Here is a 14374-nt window from a genome sequence, read left to right on the forward strand (position 1 = left end):
CCTAGCGCAGATCCCAGACCGGCAGCTCGGTGCCGGCGGCCACCTCGACGACGTCTTCGGGGATCTCCAGCAGTGCGTTCGCCGAAGCGAGCCAGCGCAAATGGTGCGACGCCGGGGGACCGTAGCTGGTGACGCTGCCGTCGTCGAGGATCGCGCGGCGGAACTGGCGCTTGCCGCGCGGCGAGGTCAGCGACTCCGACAGGGTCGCGGTCCGCCGCGGGCGCTCGGGGTCCGGCAGGCCCATCGCGCGGCGCAGCGCGGGACGCAGGAACACCTCGAAGGACACCAGGGAGCTGACCGGGTTTCCGGGTAGGGTGACTATCGTCGCGCCGGCCACCCGGCCGACCCCTTGCGGCATGCCCGGTTGCATCGCCACCTTGACGAACTCCACGCCTTGATCGCCCGCCCTGCCGAACGCGTCCTTGACCACCTCGTAGGCTCCGGCGCTGACGCCGCCGCTGGTGATGATCACGTCGCAGCCGGCGGCGTACCGGTCGACGATCGCGCCGAACTGCGCGACGTCGTCCTCGGCCGTCGCGACCGCGACCACCGCGGCACCCGCCTCGCGAACGGCGCCGGCCAGCATCACCGAGTTGGACTCGTAGATCTGCCCCGGCTGCAGCGGCGTGCCCGGCGTCACCAGCTCGGTGCCGGTCGAGATCACCAGCACCCGCTGCCGCGGGATCACCGACAGCCCGGCCAGTCCCAGCGCCGCGGCCAGGCCGAGGATCGCCGGTGTTACCACCTGGCCAGCACGCAGCACGGTGGTCCCGGGCGCCACGTCGTCGCCGGCGAGCCGAATGTGCTTGCCGGCCGGCGAGCTCTGCCGGATCGTCACCGAACCCGCACCGCCGTCGGTGTTTTCGACTGGCACGATGGCCGTGGCCCCGGCGGGCAGCGGCGCGCCGGTCATGATCCGGTGCGCGGTCCCCGGGTCCAGCGCCAGCAGGTCGGTGCGCCCGGCCGGGATGTCCTCGGCGACGGGCAACACGACCGGGTGGTCGGGCGTGGCATCGGCGACGTCCTCGGCGCGCACCGCGTAGCCATCCATCGCCGAGTTGTCGAAGACCGGCAGCGCCAGCTGCGCGACCACGTCGTCGGCGAGCACCAGCCCCTGGGCCTCGGGCAGCGTCACCGTGACCGCCGAGCGGGCACGGATCATCTCGGCTACGACGCGCTGGTGTTCGTCAACAGACCGCACCCGGCCATTATCGGCCCGGACTCACGGTCCCGGATCGACGCCGCCCGACGTAGAGTTGAGAATGTGATTACCGGGATTGCCCACACCGGGGTGTGCGTACCGGATTGTGAAGGCGCGGTGGCGTTCTATCGTGACGTATTAGGCCTGCGTGTGCTGTCGCCGCCGTATGTCATGGCCGGTAATGCCATTCGCAACGACATGGGTGAGCTGGTGTCCGACCCGACGATGACGGCGGCCATCGTCGGATTTCCGGACGGCGGCGATCGCGTTCTCGAGGTGATCGAGTACCTCAACGTCGACGGCGCCGACGACGTCCGCAGAAATGGCTGGAAAACATCGCCGAGACCTGGACCACGCCGATCGATCGGCTGGGCGCCGCGCTGATCAGGTTTTTGCTGGCAAGCTGGGCCGACGACGAGGTCGGGCCGACCCTGCGCGCCATCCTGCAGACCGCCGCACACGAACCGGCCATCCGCGAAAAGCTGCGGCGGGTGGTCGAGGGCAGCTTGATGGGGGTGTCGCAGCTGGGCTCCGACGAACGGGATCGGCTGATCCGCAGCGGGCTGGTGTCGTCACAGATGATGGGCTTCGCGCTGATGCGCTACGTCTGGCAGATCGAGCCCGTCGCGTCGATGACGGACGACGAGGCGGTCGCCGCGGTCGCTCCCAATCTGCAGCGCTACGTCAACGGGGACCTGAGCGCTCAGATCCAGTAGTTGTCGTGGCGGACGAACCACTCTTGCCGCTCGTCATCGGTCATGTCGGCCAGCGCGCCCAAGCCCTCGAAGTAAGCCTCGCGCGGCGCGCCGGGCGCGAACAGGATCAGGATCGACGCCGGCTCGCCGGCCTCGTTGCGGAAGCCGTGGATCCCGCCAGGCGGCACGTAGAGGAAGTCGCCCTCCCGGGCGTCGGCCCACTGGGTCCCGTCGTAAAGCTGCATGTTTCCGGACAGCACGAAGAAGGCCTCGGATATGGCGCGGTGGTAGTGCGCCGGCGGCCCGCCGCCGGCGGGGGCGATGTCGACCCGGTACAGGCCGTAATCGCCGTCGGTGTGCTGCTGGTCGGCCAGGTAGTGGTAGGTGACCCCGGACGTCGCGTAGTCGGGTGGCTGGTCGGCCCGTCTGAGCCGCGCGCTGACCTCCGGCTCGGCGGCGGTGTAGCGGGGCGGCGGATATGGCGGCACGACGAGCGACATGGTTTCCACTCTGCCAGTTAGCATCGGCGGGGTGGAGTCTGCCGAAGACGCGCGCGTGCGGCGGCTTCTCGACGCCGAAAGCAAGGCGGCGGAACTGTTCGACGAGATCGAGCGACGCGCGATGATCCGGCCCGGCGTGGGCGAGAAGGCGTTGTCCGACGAGGTCCGCGACCTGGCCGCCGAGATGTTCGGCGTGACGCGGCACTGGCACCGGCGGATCGTGCGCGCCGGCGAGAACACGTTGCTGCCGTTCAAGGAGCATCCGCCGGACCGGGTGATCGCCGCCGACGACATCGCCTTCCTGGACCTCGGGCCGATTTTCGACGAGTGGGAGGCGGATTTCGGGCGCACCTTCGTGCTGGGCGATGACCCGGCAAAAGTGGCTGTGCGTGAAGCGCTTCCGCGAGTTTGGCAGGCCGGCCGCGACTATTTCCGCAAGCACCCCGACATCACCGGAGCCGAGTTGTACGACCACGTCGTCGGTCTGAGCCGCGCCGAGGGATTCGAGTGGGGCAGTCCGATCGCCGGACATCTCGTCGGGGAATTCCCGCACAAGAAGATCATCGGCGACGGCGCCCAGTGGTACATCACGCCCGGCTCGGATAAACCCATGCGGCGCAACGACGGACGCGGGCGGCCATGTCACTAGATTCTCGAGGTCCATCTGGTCGACCGCCCGCGCGCGTTCGGCGGGTTCTACGAGCAGCTGCTCGACGTGCCACCGTCGGGTTAGTCGATGCCGTAGACGACCCCGGTCAGTTCCTCGGAGACCGCCCACAGCCGGCGCTGCCGCTCGGCGTCGTGCGACTTGGCGCTGGAGCTGACGACCTTGGGATAGCCGCGTGTCTCGCCGAGGCCATCGGGCCCGTAGTACTGGCCGCCCAGCACGCCGGGGTCGGTGGCGGCACGCAACTGCGGCAGCGCGCCGGCGGCCGCGTCTTGCGCGATGACGTTGAAGAACACGTCGACGAACGGCCGGAACGTCGCGGGTGTGTAGCGGCCCAGCTCGGTGTTCGACCCGCCGGGGTGCGCCGCCACGGCGATCGTCGTGCCGTGCGGGGCAAGCCGGCGCTGCAGTTCGTAGGTGAACAACAGGTTGGCCAGCTTGGCCTGGCCGTAGGCGGCGACCCGGTTGTAACGACGTTCCCACTGCAGGTCGTCGAAGTGGATGTCGGCCAGGATGCGGTGACCGATGCTGCTGATCGTGACGACCCGCGAGCCGGCGACCGGCAGCAGCCGGTCCAGCAGCAGGCCGGTCAGGGCGAAGTGGCCCAGGTGGTTGGTGCCGAACTGCAGCTCGAAGCCGTCCTTGGTGGTCAACTTCGGCGTGTACATCACGCCGGCGTTGTTGATCAGCAGGTCGATGCGGTCGTAGTTGGAGCGCAGCTGCTCGGCCGCGGCGCGGACTGACTGCAGCGACGTCAGGTCGAGTTCGGCCAGCGCGACGTCGGCCTGCGGGCTGGTGGCGGTGATGCGCGCGACGGCGTCCTTGCCCTTGTCGAGATTGCGCACCGCCAGCACGACATGGGCGCCGTGCTCGGCGAGGGTCAGGGCCGTCTCGTAGCCGAGGCCGGTGTTGGCGCCGGTGACGACGGCGACGCGGCCCGTCTGATCGGGGATGTCCGCGGTGGTCCACTTGGCCATGGGGGAAGCTCCTCAGCTTGTAGAGTAAACGGGGCGAACGCTCCGATTGATTGCCCACTATACGGAACGTACGCCCCGGTTTGTCAATGGAAATGTAGGTGACATGGCGGAACCCGTCCGGCCGTTGCGCGCCGATGCGGTGCGCAACCGCGCGCGCGTCTTGGACGTCGCCTACGAAACCTTCGCGGCCGAGGGCTTGGCCGTACCCATCGACGAGATCGCCCGGCGCGCCGGCGTCGGCGCCGGAACCGTCTACCGGCACTTCCCGACCAAGGAGGCCCTGTTCGCGGCTGTCATCGACGACCGAATGCGGCATCTGGTCGACGATGGCTACGCGCTGCTGCGGTCCGGCGAACCCGGTGAGGCGCTCTTCACGTACCTGCGCTCGCTGGTGTTGAAGTGGGGTGCGCGGGACCGCGGCCTGGTCGACGCGCTGGCCGGGCTCGGTATCAACATCGAGACCGTGGCGCCGGAGGCCGAGGAGGCGTTCCTGGCGATGCTCGGTGAGCTGCTGAGCGCGGCGCAGCAGGCGGGAGCCGCGCGGCGCGACATCGGGGTGCGCGAAGTGAAATCGCTCCTGGTCGGATGCCAGGCGATGGAGGCGTACGACTCGGCGCTGGCTGAACGGGTAACCGATGTCGTCGTCGACGGTTTACGCGCTGGGCGATAGCGGCTGCCCGTTCTTGCACTCGGCATAGGCGAGTGCTAAGAATGACGTTGGCACTCGCGACTGGCGAGTGCTAGGTCGGGACGGTGAGGCCAGCTCTGGTCGTCCGTCGCGGGCACTGCGCCCGGCCAGCGTAAGTAATTGGGTTGTCGCCACCCGGCGACCCCAATTTCATTCCCAATCCGGAGGAATCACTTCGCAATGGCCAAGACAATTGCGTACGACGAAGAGGCCCGGCGCGGCCTCGAGCGGGGGCTCAATGCCCTTGCCGACGCGGTAAAGGTGACGTTGGGGCCCAAGGGTCGCAACGTCGTCCTGGAGAAGAAGTGGGGCGCTCCCACGATCACCAACGATGGTGTGTCCATCGCCAAGGAGATCGAGCTGGAGGACCCCTACGAGAAGATCGGCGCCGAGCTGGTCAAGGAAGTCGCCAAGAAGACCGACGACGTTGCCGGTGACGGCACGACGACGGCCACCGTGCTCGCTCAGGCACTCGTCAAAGAGGGCCTGCGCAACGTGGCGGCCGGCGCCAACCCGTTGGCCCTCAAGCGCGGCATCGAGAAGGCTGTCGAGAGCGTCACCGAGACGCTGCTCAAGTCGGCCAAGGACGTCGAGACCAAGGAGCAGATCGCGGCCACCGCGGGTATCTCCGCGGGCGACCAGTCGATCGGCGATCTGATCGCCGAGGCCTTGGACAAGGTCGGCAACGAGGGCGTCATCACTGTCGAGGAGTCCAACACCTTCGGCCTGCAGCTCGAGCTCACCGAGGGCATGCGGTTCGACAAGGGCTACATCTCGGGCTACTTCGTCACCGACCCCGAGCGTCAGGAAGCGGTCCTCGAGGACCCCTACATCCTGCTGGTCAGCTCCAAGGTGTCGACCGTCAAGGATCTGCTGCCCCTGCTGGAGAAGGTCATCCAGTCCGGCAAGCCGCTGCTGATCATCGCCGAGGACGTCGAGGGCGAGGCGCTGAGCACCCTGGTCGTCAACAAGATCCGCGGCACGTTCAAGTCGGTGGCGGTCAAGGCCCCCGGTTTCGGTGACCGTCGCAAGGCGATCTTGCAGGACATCGCCATCCTGACCGGCGGCCAGGTGATCAGCGAAGAGGTCGGCCTGTCGTTGGAGAACACCGACCTTTCGCTGCTGGGCAAGGCCCGCAAGGTCGTGATCACCAAGGACGAGACCACCGTCGTCGAGGGCGCCGGTGACACCGACGCCATCGCCGGCCGGGTGGCCCAGATCCGCGCCGAGATCGAGAACAGCGACTCCGACTACGACCGCGAGAAGCTGCAGGAGCGTCTGGCCAAACTGGCCGGCGGTGTTGCGGTGATCAAGGCCGGCGCCGCCACCGAGGTGGAGCTCAAGGAGCGCAAGCACCGCATCGAGGACGCGGTGCGCAACGCCAAGGCCGCCGTCGAGGAGGGCATCGTCGCCGGTGGTGGCGTGGCCCTGCTGCAGGCGGCCCCGTCGCTGGACAAGCTGAAGCTGTCGGGTGACGAGGCGACCGGCGCCAACATCGTCCGCGTGGCGCTGTCGGCTCCGCTGAAGCAGATCGCCTTCAACTCCGGGCTGGAGCCCGGCGTGGTCGCCGAGAAGGTCCAGAACTCGCCCGCGGGTACCGGTCTGAACGCCGCCACCAACGAGTACGAGGACCTGCTCAAGGCCGGCGTTGCCGACCCGGTCAAGGTGACCCGTTCGGCGCTGCAGAACGCGGCGTCCATTGCGGGCCTGTTCCTGACGACCGAGGCCGTCGTTGCCGACAAGCCGGAGAAGGCCGCCGCTCCCGTCGGCGACCCGACCGGTGGCATGGGCGGTATGGACTTCTAGAACGTCGACGAAAAAGCCCGGTTCCCCTTGGGGGCCGGGCTTTTTCGTGCTTCGGGTCCGTCTAGCCTGGGCGGCGAGTGTGCGGCCTGGGCCTCGCGTGTGAACATTCGGCGGAGCGGGTGCGCGTAGGGCGGCATTTCGGCGGCGATTTTTCCGCCCTGGCTGCACTGCGAAAGTCGTGACCGCGCGGCCGATGCGCTCACCGCCGAATTGTCGCTACGAGGCGGGCAAGTCGACCATTGCGCCGGTCCGCACCGTCCCTGTCGCTCGGCGCTCGTTTTTCGGTACTTGATGTACTCAACGTTTGATCAGTTGGCCACGAAGCGACCAGGCAATGAGCAAATCGTTATGGCGCAAGGTTTTCGGAGTGATCGCTGCCTGCGCTCTGTGCGTCATGATCGCGCCAACCGGGGTTGCCACGCCCGACTCCTGCTCGGCGAGCGGGGTCGCCGCTAGCGCCAGCGGGGTGCTGAACTCGGCGAGTGGATATCTGGATGGCCATCCCGAGGCCAACAACGTGCTTCGCCGCGCTTGCGATCGCCGCTAGGCCGATGGCGGCGACCCGCGGCGCCCGGCTTCGCCGCGCTTGCGATCGCCGCTAGGCCGGCAGCGAGAACACCACGCAGTCGTGCAGGCAGCCCTTGGCGGCCGCGGGGGAGTCGGCGTTGCGGTGCAGCAACGCGCGGGTGGGCACGATGCGGCAGCGGGCCGTCTCGCCCTCGACCTCCGACAATTCGGCCTGCCCGTCGACGATCAGCGAGTAGCCGCCGGGCACGGTCGGGGGCCACAGCACGGTGACGTCGCCGCGCCGGGCAAGGTTGGCTCGGGTGCCGCCGCCGACCAGGCCGATATCCAGAACGGTGTCGCGCAGCTGCGGCTCGACCGTCACGGTGTGCACGCGGTAGTCATCGCCTACGGTGATCAGGTACGCGAACGGATAGTCGGGGAGAGCCGCGGCGAGCCGCGCAAAATCCACCCTCTTCTGGGTGCGCATGGCTTCGAGGATAGGCGCCGCAGCGGCCGCCCCAGGGGGGCGCTGCTAGCTGGGCACCGCGGGCTTGGGGGCGACCGCGTCCATACCGCCGACATAGGTCGCCGGGTGCAGCAGGTCCGGGTGGCCGAGGCTCGGGGTCAAGCCCGTGCCGGGAGTCGCCGGGTTGAGCAGGCTATAGCCGGCGCTGGCCGTGCTGACCCCGCCCGTGACGTCGTGCGCGGAGGTCAGTGCCCCGGTATCGGCCGGGGCGAAGCCGCCGAAGGCCAACGGTGTATTGCCTGTCGGTGGGGTGGCACCGGGGAGCCCGGAGGTCAGTTGGCCATGGTTGAAGTCGAATCCGAGGGTGTGCAAGACCTGCTGCCAGGGCGCCAGGTGTGCCACGGCCGCGGACGCGTCGGCGTGGTAGTCGGACATCGCCGCCACGTCAGACGCCCACATCTGCTCGTAGGCGGACTCGATGTCCATGATCGTCGGGGCGTTCTGACCCAGATAGTTGGTCGACGCCAGCACCTGCACCAGCTGGCGGTTGGCCGACACCACCGCCGGCTGGACGGTGGCCGATTGCGCGTTCTCGAAGGCGGCCGCCATTGCCGACGCCTGGGTGGACGTCGCCTCCGCCTGGGCCGCGGCCGCGCTGAGCCAGCTGGTGTACTTCGACGCGACCTCCATCATCGCGATCGCCGCCGGGCCCTGCCATGAACTCTTGGCCAGGTCGGCCGTCACCGAAACGAAAGTCGTGGCCGACGACGCCAGATTTTCGGCAAGCCCGTACCACGCCGCCGCAGCGGCGAGCATGGGCGCGGACCCAGGACCGGCGAACAATAACGCCGAGTTGATTTCTGGAGGCAACCGCGCGTAGTGCGGCCTCGTCACCGATATAACTTAACCGTGCGAGGCCACCGCGCGCGGCGTTATGGCGTAGGGGCCAGCTGCCGGCCCCGAACCAGCTTGCCGGGGCGGGCGGCGGTCGGCACGCCGTTTTCGGCGATCACCTCACCGGACACTACGGTCGCGACGTAGCCGTCGGCCGTCTGGTCCAGCCGACGACCGCCGGCGGGCAAGTCGTGGCTGATGGTCGGCTTGTGTAGCCGCAGCCGCGCGTGGTCGATGACGTTCAGGTCCGCTTTGTAGCCGACGGCGATTCGCCCGCGGTCGCCCAGGCCGGCGACACGGGCTGGGACGGAAGTCAATTCGCGGACCGCCTCGGCGACGGTGAACCGTCCCGACTTGCGGTCGCGCGCCCAGTGCGTCAGGAAGTACGTCGAGTAGCTGGCGTCGCAGATCATGCCGTAGTGCGCGCCGCCGTCGCCCAGGCCGAGCACCACGTCCTCGCGATGCAGCAGTTTGCCGACGGTGTCTAGCGAGTGGTCCTGCAGGTTGCTCATGGCGACCAGCAGCATGGCCCGGCCGTCGTCGTCGAGCAGCCGGTCGTAGGCCTCCTCCATAGGCTCCACGCCCTTGGCGCGGGCACGGGCCCCGATGCTGTCGGCGGGGTCCGGTTCGTAGTTGGGGTTGTCGCCGAGCGGGAAGATCCAGTCCCACATCTGCGCGACGTAGAGGATCGGATGCCCATGGCCGGGCTTGTCGGCCAGGATGCGGGCGCGGACCTCGGGCTTGCGCATCTCGGCGACCCGCTCGGCCAGCGGCAGGTGCGCGATCTCGCGATAGCTGGGGTAGAGCACGAACGGGTTGGCGGTCAGCTGCAACCCGATGATCAGCCCGATCGGGCGGGGCAGCAGCTGGGCGGTGACGCGGACGGCCCCCGCGTTTTTGTTGGCCTTCTCGACCATCGTGACGGCGTCCTCCCACGTCGGGTCGCCGGTGTTGGCGACCACGAGGGTGAAGGTGACCGGCAGGTCCAGGTCCTCGGCGACGTCGAACACCGTCTGCAGCACGGGCTGGTAGCCGCCGGCCGGAATGTCGGGGACGAATTGCAACAGGCCGCCGCCGGCGTCGACCACGCCCTTGGCGATCTCCTCGATCTCCTCGCGGGCAGCGTCATAACTCGGTATGGGAGAACCGCTTTCGGTCTTGTGGATGGTCAACCGCGACGACGCGAAACCGAGCGCGCCGATCTCGATCGCCTCCTTGGCCAGTGCCCGCATCTTGGCGAGGTCCTCGGCGGTGGCCGGCTCGCGGTCGGCACCGCGCTGACCCATCACGTAGACCCGCAGCGGGGAGTGCGGCAGGTAGGCCGCGACGTCGATGTCGCGCTTGCCGGACTCCAGCGCGTCCAGGTACTCGGGGAAGGTTTCCCACGTCCAGGGCAGGCCATCGGTCATGACAACGCCGGGGATGTCCTCGACGCCGGCCATCACGTCGACGAGGACGTCATGGTCTTCCTGGCGGCACGGCGCGAACCCGACGCCGCAGTTGCCCACCACCACCGTGGTCACCCCGTGCGCCGACGACGGGGTCAACCGCTCCGCCCAGATGGCCTGCCCGTCGTAGTGGGTGTGCAGGTCGACGAAACCCGGCGTGACCAACAACCCGGTGGCGTCGATCTCGCGCTCGGCGGTGGCGCCCCGTAGATCTCCGTTCGCCCCCACCGCGGCGATGACGCCGTCGCCCACCGCGACGTCGCCGACGTACGGCTCACTCCCCGAACCGTCGACAATGGTGCCATTGCGGATGATGAGGTCATAGGTCATCTAAATAACTTACGACCGAGGCGGGGGGGGGCGTGCCAGGGTCAACAACACTTCGGCCGAGCGGCACGGGGCCCTTGGCAGTCCGTAGTGTCGTCGATATGCCCCATGCCGACGCCGCCGCACAAGAGTTACTGCGTGACGCGTTCACCCGGTTGATCGAACACGTCGACGCGTTGACCGAGGACCTGACCGACGAGGTCTCCAGCTACCGGCCCGCCCCGGACGCCAACAGCATCGCCTGGCTGATCTGGCACAGCGCGCGGGTGCAGGACATTCAGCTGGCCGACGTGGCCGGGGTGGAGCAGGTGTGGTTCCGCGACGGCTGGGTGGACCGGTTCGGCCTGGACCTGGCGCGCAACGACACCGGCTACGGCCACAACGCCGAACAGGTCGCGAAGGTGCGGGCTCCGGCCGACCTGCTGTCCGGTTACTACCACGCGGTGCACAAGCTCACGTTGGAGTACGTCGCCAGTGTGACCGCCGAGGAGTTGGCTCGCATCGTGGACACCAACTGGGACCCGCCGGTGACCGCCAGCGCCCGGTTGGTGAGCATCATCGACGACTGCGCGCAACACCTCGGGCAGGCCGCCTATCTGCGAGGGATCGCGCAGTAGGTTCAAGGGCGTGCGATTCGCGGCGACGCTGCTGTGCTGGCTGGCCACCACCCTCGCGCTGGCCGTCGTGGTGCCCGCGACCTGGGTGCAGCGCAACATCGTGAACCCCGACGGCTACGCCGCGTTGGCGGAGCAAGCCGCATACGATCCGGGGCTGCAGTCGGCCATGGCCGCCGAATTGACCACTCGGGCAACGGCACTCATCGCGGCCCGCAACGGCGGGCGGGTACCCGCCGACAGCAGCCAGGTGCACACCGCCGCGGCGGCGTTCACCTCCGGCCCGTCGTTCCCGGCGTTGTTCGCCCAGGCCAACCGGGCCGCGCACGGCTGGTTGTTCAGCGATCCGCGGTCCGGGCAGGACGGCGACGGGTGGACGGTCGACCTGGCCCCGATGCTCAAAGACCCCGCGATTGCCCAGTTGCTGGCCAGCTATCGCGTGCAAGTGCCCGCGACTCTGACCGTTCCGCTGACGGTGTCGCTGTCCTCGATGTCCGAGCCGGTGCGGCAGGGGGAGCTGAGCCCGCTCGGCGATTGGGGCTCGCGGGCGACCACCGTGGCGTTGGTGTGGTGCGGCGGTTGCGCCGCGCTGACGCTGCTGGCCGCCCGGCGGCGCGGCAAGGCACTGACCAGCCTGGGAGTCTCGGCGCTGTTGGTCGGGGCGGCCGGCTGGGTGGGCATCGAAGTCGGTGCCCCCTACGTCAACGACGCGCTCAACTGCACCACCGGAAACGTCCGCCAGGTCGCGGACGTCATGGTCGCGCACGCCGGGGCCGGCCTGCGCGAATGGCTCGACCTCACCCTGGGCGCCGGGGCGGCGCTCGTGGTGTTCGGCGTGTTTGTCGCGATGGCTGGCAGCGTCGCGCGGGGCAAGCGAGGATCGTGACATGGACGTCGCGGCCATCCCTCACCCGCCTCGCCGTGTGCCGATCCTCGGGGATGTGGTGGGCATCAAGCTCGGCAAGCCCGTCCAGTCGGTACTGCGCCAGACCCGCGATGTCGGGCCGATCACGGCCCGCAAGGTGTTACGGACCGAGGTCGTCACGGTGGGTGGAGCCGACCTGGTCGGCGAGCTGAGCGACGAGAGCCGGTTTTGCAAATTCGTCGGGCTGCACCTGCCGCCGCTGCGGCGCATCGTCGGTGATGCCCTGTTCACCGCCGAGAATGACGAGCCGAATTGGCAGTTGGCGCATGACATCCTGATGCCGGCCTTCACCCGCGACGCGATGAGCGGTTATCACGCCATCATGCTGCAGGTGGCCCGCGAGCTGCTGGGTCGCTGGGACGTCGCCGCTGCCGGCGGCCAACCGGTCGACGTCACCCCCGACATGACCCGGCTGACGCTGGAGACCATCGGGCGCGCCGGATTCGGCTACCGCTTCGCCTCGTTCGAGCGCGACCGGCCGCACCCCTTCGTCGTCGCGATGACCCGGGCGCTGCGCTACGCCAACGTCTCGGCCGTGCTGCCGTGGGCCCCGGTGCGCCGCATCCTGTCGAGTTCTGCCGCCCAGCATCGCGCCGATGTCGCGACGATGCAGGGGATCGTCGACGAGGTCGTCCGGGCGCGCCTGGACGATCCGGCGTCGGGCACGGCCGACCTGCTCAGCCTGATGCTGCGCACCGCGCACCCCGACACCGGCCACCGGCTGGATCCGGTCAACATCCGCCACCAGGTGATCACCTTCATGGTCGCCGGCCACGAAACCACTTCGGGCGCACTATCGTTCGCGCTGTATTACCTCACCCGGGATCGGCAGGCGCTGGCGCGGGCCCAGGCGGAGGTGGATGCGCTGTGGGGCGATGCGGAGGACCCCGAGCCCGCGTTCGCCGACATCGCCAAACTACGCTACGTGCGGGCCGCCCTCGACGAGGCGCTGCGGCTGTGGCCGACCGCCCCCGGCTACCTGCGGGCGGCCCGCGCCGACACCGTGCTCGGCGGGCGGTACCGGATGAATCGGGGCGACTGGGCGCTGGTCTTCCTGCCGCTGCTGCACCGCGACCCGCAGGTGTGGCCGGAGCCCGACCGGTTCGATCCCGACCGCTTCGCGCCGGGACAGGCGAAAGGCCGTCCACCGCATGCCTATAAGCCGTTCGGCACCGGTAAGCGGGCCTGCATCGGTCGACAGTTTGCGCTGCACGAGGCGGTGCTGGCGCTCGGGCTGATCCTGTACCGCTACGAGCTGACGCCGACCGACGGCTACGAGCTGCAGATCGTCGAGTCGCTAACGCTGAAACCCCAGGGCTTTCTGCTGCTGCCGCGCCGCCGCCGGTGAGCGGCGGGTTGCCGCTAGCGCAGCGGCAATTCGGCCAGGATCGCCGTGGTCGGTTGCGTCGAGCCCTTACCGGGCTCGACGGTGAACGCCAGGGCCGTCGACGAACCGATGTTGGCGAGCATCGCCGTCGTCGAGGGTGTCACGGCCGCGGGGCCCATGGTGCCGACCGACTTGGGGCCGTTGGCCCCGATCAGCCACATTTGGTAGACGGTGCCCGGGGCCGGCGGCGGAACGTCATTCATCACCAGCACACCCGCGTTGCGGTCGTGGGAGAACATCACCGTCGCGTTGCCGGTGCCCAGCGGCGCCGAAACCGTCCGCACATCCGGCGCCGCCAGCACCTGTTGGGCCAGCGACGGCGCTGCCGACGGCCGCAGCAGCACCTGCACGCCCAGAGCGGTCAGGCCCGCCACGATCGCGGCCGCCACGGACACCACTACCGTTGTGCGCCAACGCACTGAGCGCTTCGCGGACGCGGCGGGCTGCGCTAGCCCCAGGATGGTGGTGCGCAGTTGCGCCGGTGGCTCCGCGCTGGTCGCCGCCGACAGCACCGCCATAGTTTCCCGCACGGCGCGCACCTCGTCGGCGAAGGCCGCCGCGATCGGCGACGGCGCGGCCGCCACCCGCCGGTCGATGTCCGCGCGCTCGGCGTCGGTCACCGCGTGCAGGGCGTACGGGGCGGCAAGTTCGAGAAGTTCGAATTCGTTCGGATCGGTCATGGCACTTCCAGGCAATTACGCAGACCGCGCAGCCCATCGCGAATGCGCGACTTGATGGTCGACAGGTTGGCGGCCAAGCGCTGCGAGACCTCGGCATACGTCAGACCGCCGTAGTACGCCAGCTCGATGCACTGGCGTTGCGCGTCGGTCAGCGCACCGAGGCATTCGGCAACCCGGCGGCGTTCGTCACCGGCGATTGCCGAGTCGGCGACCGGGTCGGGCGCCGCCGCGCTCTCGGGTACGAGATTGGCCGCGCCGTAACGCGATTCGCGGCGGGTGCCGGCTTGCTCGGCGCGCACGCGGTCGATGGCCCGCCGGTGGGCGATGGTCAGCAGCCAGGACAGTGCCGACCCCCTGGTGGAGTCGTAGTCCGACGCCGTCCGCCACACCTCGAGGTAGACCTCCTGCGTGGTTTCTTCGCTGTAGCCGGCATCCCGCAGCACCCGCACCACCAGCCCGAACACCCGGCTCTTGGTGAGGTCGTAGACGGCGGCGAATGCCGCGGCGTCCCCGGCGGCGACGCGGCGCAGCAACGCGTCGAGCTCGTCTCCTGCCGTAGTCGCCGTGTCGGTCATCGTGGCAACTTTAGCGT

The 14374-nt window shown here is 69.1% G+C and carries 15 protein-coding genes and 2 pseudogenes; 9 read left to right on the top strand and 8 right to left on the bottom strand.

From position 1 onward, the window contains the following. Position 1 precedes the first annotated feature (1 nt). Positions 2 to 1201 (bottom strand): molybdopterin molybdotransferase MoeA, encoded by a 1200-nt coding sequence (gene moeA / locus MSG_RS03190; protein WP_096437038.1) that lies wholly within the window; start codon positions 1199 to 1201, stop codon positions 2 to 4. A 63-nt stretch (positions 1202 to 1264) separates the two neighbouring features. Between moeA and MSG_RS26070 the strand changes: the two genes are divergently transcribed. After that, positions 1265 to 1585, top strand: coding sequence for a VOC family protein (locus MSG_RS26070; RefSeq protein WP_408632017.1), 321 nt, complete (start codon positions 1265 to 1267; stop codon positions 1583 to 1585). After that, positions 1516 to 1917, top strand: a pseudogene (locus MSG_RS03195) (TetR/AcrR family transcriptional regulator); the annotation flags it as partial. The gene MSG_RS26070 and the pseudogene MSG_RS03195, both read left to right, overlap by 70 nt. On the opposite strand, the gene MSG_RS03200 reads toward MSG_RS03195, so the two are convergent. Then, positions 1905 to 2396 (bottom strand): cupin domain-containing protein, encoded by a 492-nt coding sequence (locus tag MSG_RS03200; RefSeq protein ID WP_096444000.1) that lies wholly within the window; start codon positions 2394 to 2396, stop codon positions 1905 to 1907. The pseudogene MSG_RS03195 and the gene MSG_RS03200 sit on opposite strands and share 13 nt — an antisense overlap. A 31-nt stretch (positions 2397 to 2427) precedes the next feature. On the opposite strand from MSG_RS03200, the pseudogene MSG_RS03205 reads away from it, so the two are divergent. Continuing rightward, a pseudogene (locus MSG_RS03205) lies at positions 2428 to 3129 on the top strand (M24 family metallopeptidase). Here MSG_RS03205 and MSG_RS03210 read toward each other — a convergent pair. Continuing rightward, positions 3126 to 4040 (bottom strand): SDR family NAD(P)-dependent oxidoreductase, encoded by a 915-nt coding sequence (locus tag MSG_RS03210; RefSeq protein WP_096437040.1) that lies wholly within the window; start codon positions 4038 to 4040, stop codon positions 3126 to 3128. The pseudogene MSG_RS03205 and the gene MSG_RS03210 sit on opposite strands and share 4 nt — an antisense overlap. A gap of 103 nt (positions 4041 to 4143) precedes the next feature. On the opposite strand from MSG_RS03210, the gene MSG_RS03215 reads away from it, so the two are divergent. From MSG_RS03215 to MSG_RS03225, 3 genes are all read left to right on the top strand, one after another. After that, positions 4144 to 4710 (top strand): TetR/AcrR family transcriptional regulator, encoded by a 567-nt coding sequence (locus MSG_RS03215; RefSeq protein WP_096437042.1) that lies wholly within the window; start codon positions 4144 to 4146, stop codon positions 4708 to 4710. A gap of 198 nt (positions 4711 to 4908) precedes the next feature. After that, a complete protein-coding gene (groL, locus tag MSG_RS03220) occupies positions 4909 to 6534 on the top strand; it encodes a chaperonin GroEL (protein ID WP_096437044.1) in 1626 nt (541 codons plus the stop codon). A 394-nt stretch (positions 6535 to 6928) separates the two neighbouring features. Next, entirely contained in the window at positions 6929 to 7081 is a 153-nt protein-coding gene (locus MSG_RS03225; RefSeq protein ID WP_232011149.1) for a heme-binding protein, read from the top strand. A 51-nt stretch (positions 7082 to 7132) separates the two neighbouring features. Here the strand turns inward: MSG_RS03225 and MSG_RS03230 are convergent, their stop codons facing one another. The 3 genes from MSG_RS03230 to MSG_RS03240 are packed head-to-tail and all read right to left on the bottom strand — an operon-like array spanning position 7133 to position 10179. Next, positions 7133 to 7528 (bottom strand): hypothetical protein, encoded by a 396-nt coding sequence (locus MSG_RS03230; RefSeq protein WP_096437048.1) that lies wholly within the window; start codon positions 7526 to 7528, stop codon positions 7133 to 7135. 45 nt (positions 7529 to 7573) lie between these two features. Then, a complete protein-coding gene (locus MSG_RS03235) occupies positions 7574 to 8401 on the bottom strand; it encodes a PPE family protein (RefSeq protein ID WP_096437050.1) in 828 nt (275 codons plus the stop codon). 38 nt (positions 8402 to 8439) lie between these two features. Beyond that, entirely contained in the window at positions 8440 to 10179 is a 1740-nt protein-coding gene (locus tag MSG_RS03240; RefSeq protein WP_096437052.1) for an N-acyl-D-amino-acid deacylase family protein, read from the bottom strand. A gap of 98 nt (positions 10180 to 10277) precedes the next feature. Between MSG_RS03240 and MSG_RS03245 the strand changes: the two genes are divergently transcribed. The 3 genes from MSG_RS03245 to MSG_RS03255 are packed head-to-tail and all read left to right on the top strand — an operon-like array spanning position 10278 to position 13063. Next, positions 10278 to 10793 (top strand): mycothiol transferase, encoded by a 516-nt coding sequence (locus MSG_RS03245; RefSeq protein WP_096437054.1) that lies wholly within the window; start codon positions 10278 to 10280, stop codon positions 10791 to 10793. A gap of 10 nt (positions 10794 to 10803) precedes the next feature. After that, a complete protein-coding gene (locus MSG_RS03250) occupies positions 10804 to 11676 on the top strand; it encodes a hypothetical protein (protein ID WP_096437056.1) in 873 nt (290 codons plus the stop codon). A gap of 1 nt (position 11677) precedes the next feature. Beyond that, the gene (locus MSG_RS03255) at positions 11678 to 13063 is read left to right on the top strand and encodes a cytochrome P450 (RefSeq protein ID WP_096437058.1); all 1386 of its coding nucleotides are present in this window, start codon (positions 11678 to 11680) and stop codon (positions 13061 to 13063) included. A gap of 14 nt (positions 13064 to 13077) precedes the next feature. Here MSG_RS03255 and MSG_RS03260 read toward each other — a convergent pair whose 3' ends face one another. Both MSG_RS03260 and sigK read right to left on the bottom strand, forming a co-directional pair. Further along, a complete protein-coding gene (locus MSG_RS03260) occupies positions 13078 to 13782 on the bottom strand; it encodes an anti-sigma factor (RefSeq protein ID WP_096437060.1) in 705 nt (234 codons plus the stop codon). After that, positions 13779 to 14357 carry an ECF RNA polymerase sigma factor SigK gene (gene sigK / locus MSG_RS03265; protein WP_096437062.1) on the bottom strand — a complete coding sequence of 193 codons (579 nt, stop codon included), beginning with the start codon at positions 14355 to 14357 and terminating at the stop codon, positions 13779 to 13781. Before sigK ends, MSG_RS03260 begins: the two co-directional genes overlap by 4 nt. Between the last annotated feature and the right edge of the window lie 17 nt (positions 14358 to 14374).

The organism is Mycobacterium shigaense, from assembly GCF_002356315.1.
Classification (GTDB): Bacteria; Actinomycetota; Actinomycetes; order Mycobacteriales; family Mycobacteriaceae; genus Mycobacterium; species Mycobacterium shigaense.

Coding starts and splice junctions, on each gene's coding strand:
- MSG_RS03200 (WP_096444000.1), bottom strand. CDS start 2,396: ATGTCGCTCGTCGTGCCGCCATATCCGCCGCCCCGCTACACCGCCGCC.
- MSG_RS03260 (WP_096437060.1), bottom strand. CDS start 13,782: ATGACCGATCCGAACGAATTCGAACTTCTCGAACTTGCCGCCCCGTAC.
- MSG_RS03245 (WP_096437054.1), top strand. CDS start 10,278: ATGCCCCATGCCGACGCCGCCGCACAAGAGTTACTGCGTGACGCGTTC.
- sigK (WP_096437062.1), bottom strand. CDS start 14,357: ATGACCGACACGGCGACTACGGCAGGAGACGAGCTCGACGCGTTGCTG.
- MSG_RS03240 (WP_096437052.1), bottom strand. CDS start 10,179: ATGACCTATGACCTCATCATCCGCAATGGCACCATTGTCGACGGTTCG.
- MSG_RS03225 (WP_232011149.1), top strand. CDS start 6,929: ATGATCGCGCCAACCGGGGTTGCCACGCCCGACTCCTGCTCGGCGAGC.
- MSG_RS03210 (WP_096437040.1), bottom strand. CDS start 4,040: ATGGCCAAGTGGACCACCGCGGACATCCCCGATCAGACGGGCCGCGTC.
- groL (WP_096437044.1), top strand. CDS start 4,909: ATGGCCAAGACAATTGCGTACGACGAAGAGGCCCGGCGCGGCCTCGAG.
- MSG_RS03215 (WP_096437042.1), top strand. CDS start 4,144: ATGGCGGAACCCGTCCGGCCGTTGCGCGCCGATGCGGTGCGCAACCGC.
- MSG_RS03255 (WP_096437058.1), top strand. CDS start 11,678: ATGGACGTCGCGGCCATCCCTCACCCGCCTCGCCGTGTGCCGATCCTC.
- MSG_RS03230 (WP_096437048.1), bottom strand. CDS start 7,528: ATGCGCACCCAGAAGAGGGTGGATTTTGCGCGGCTCGCCGCGGCTCTC.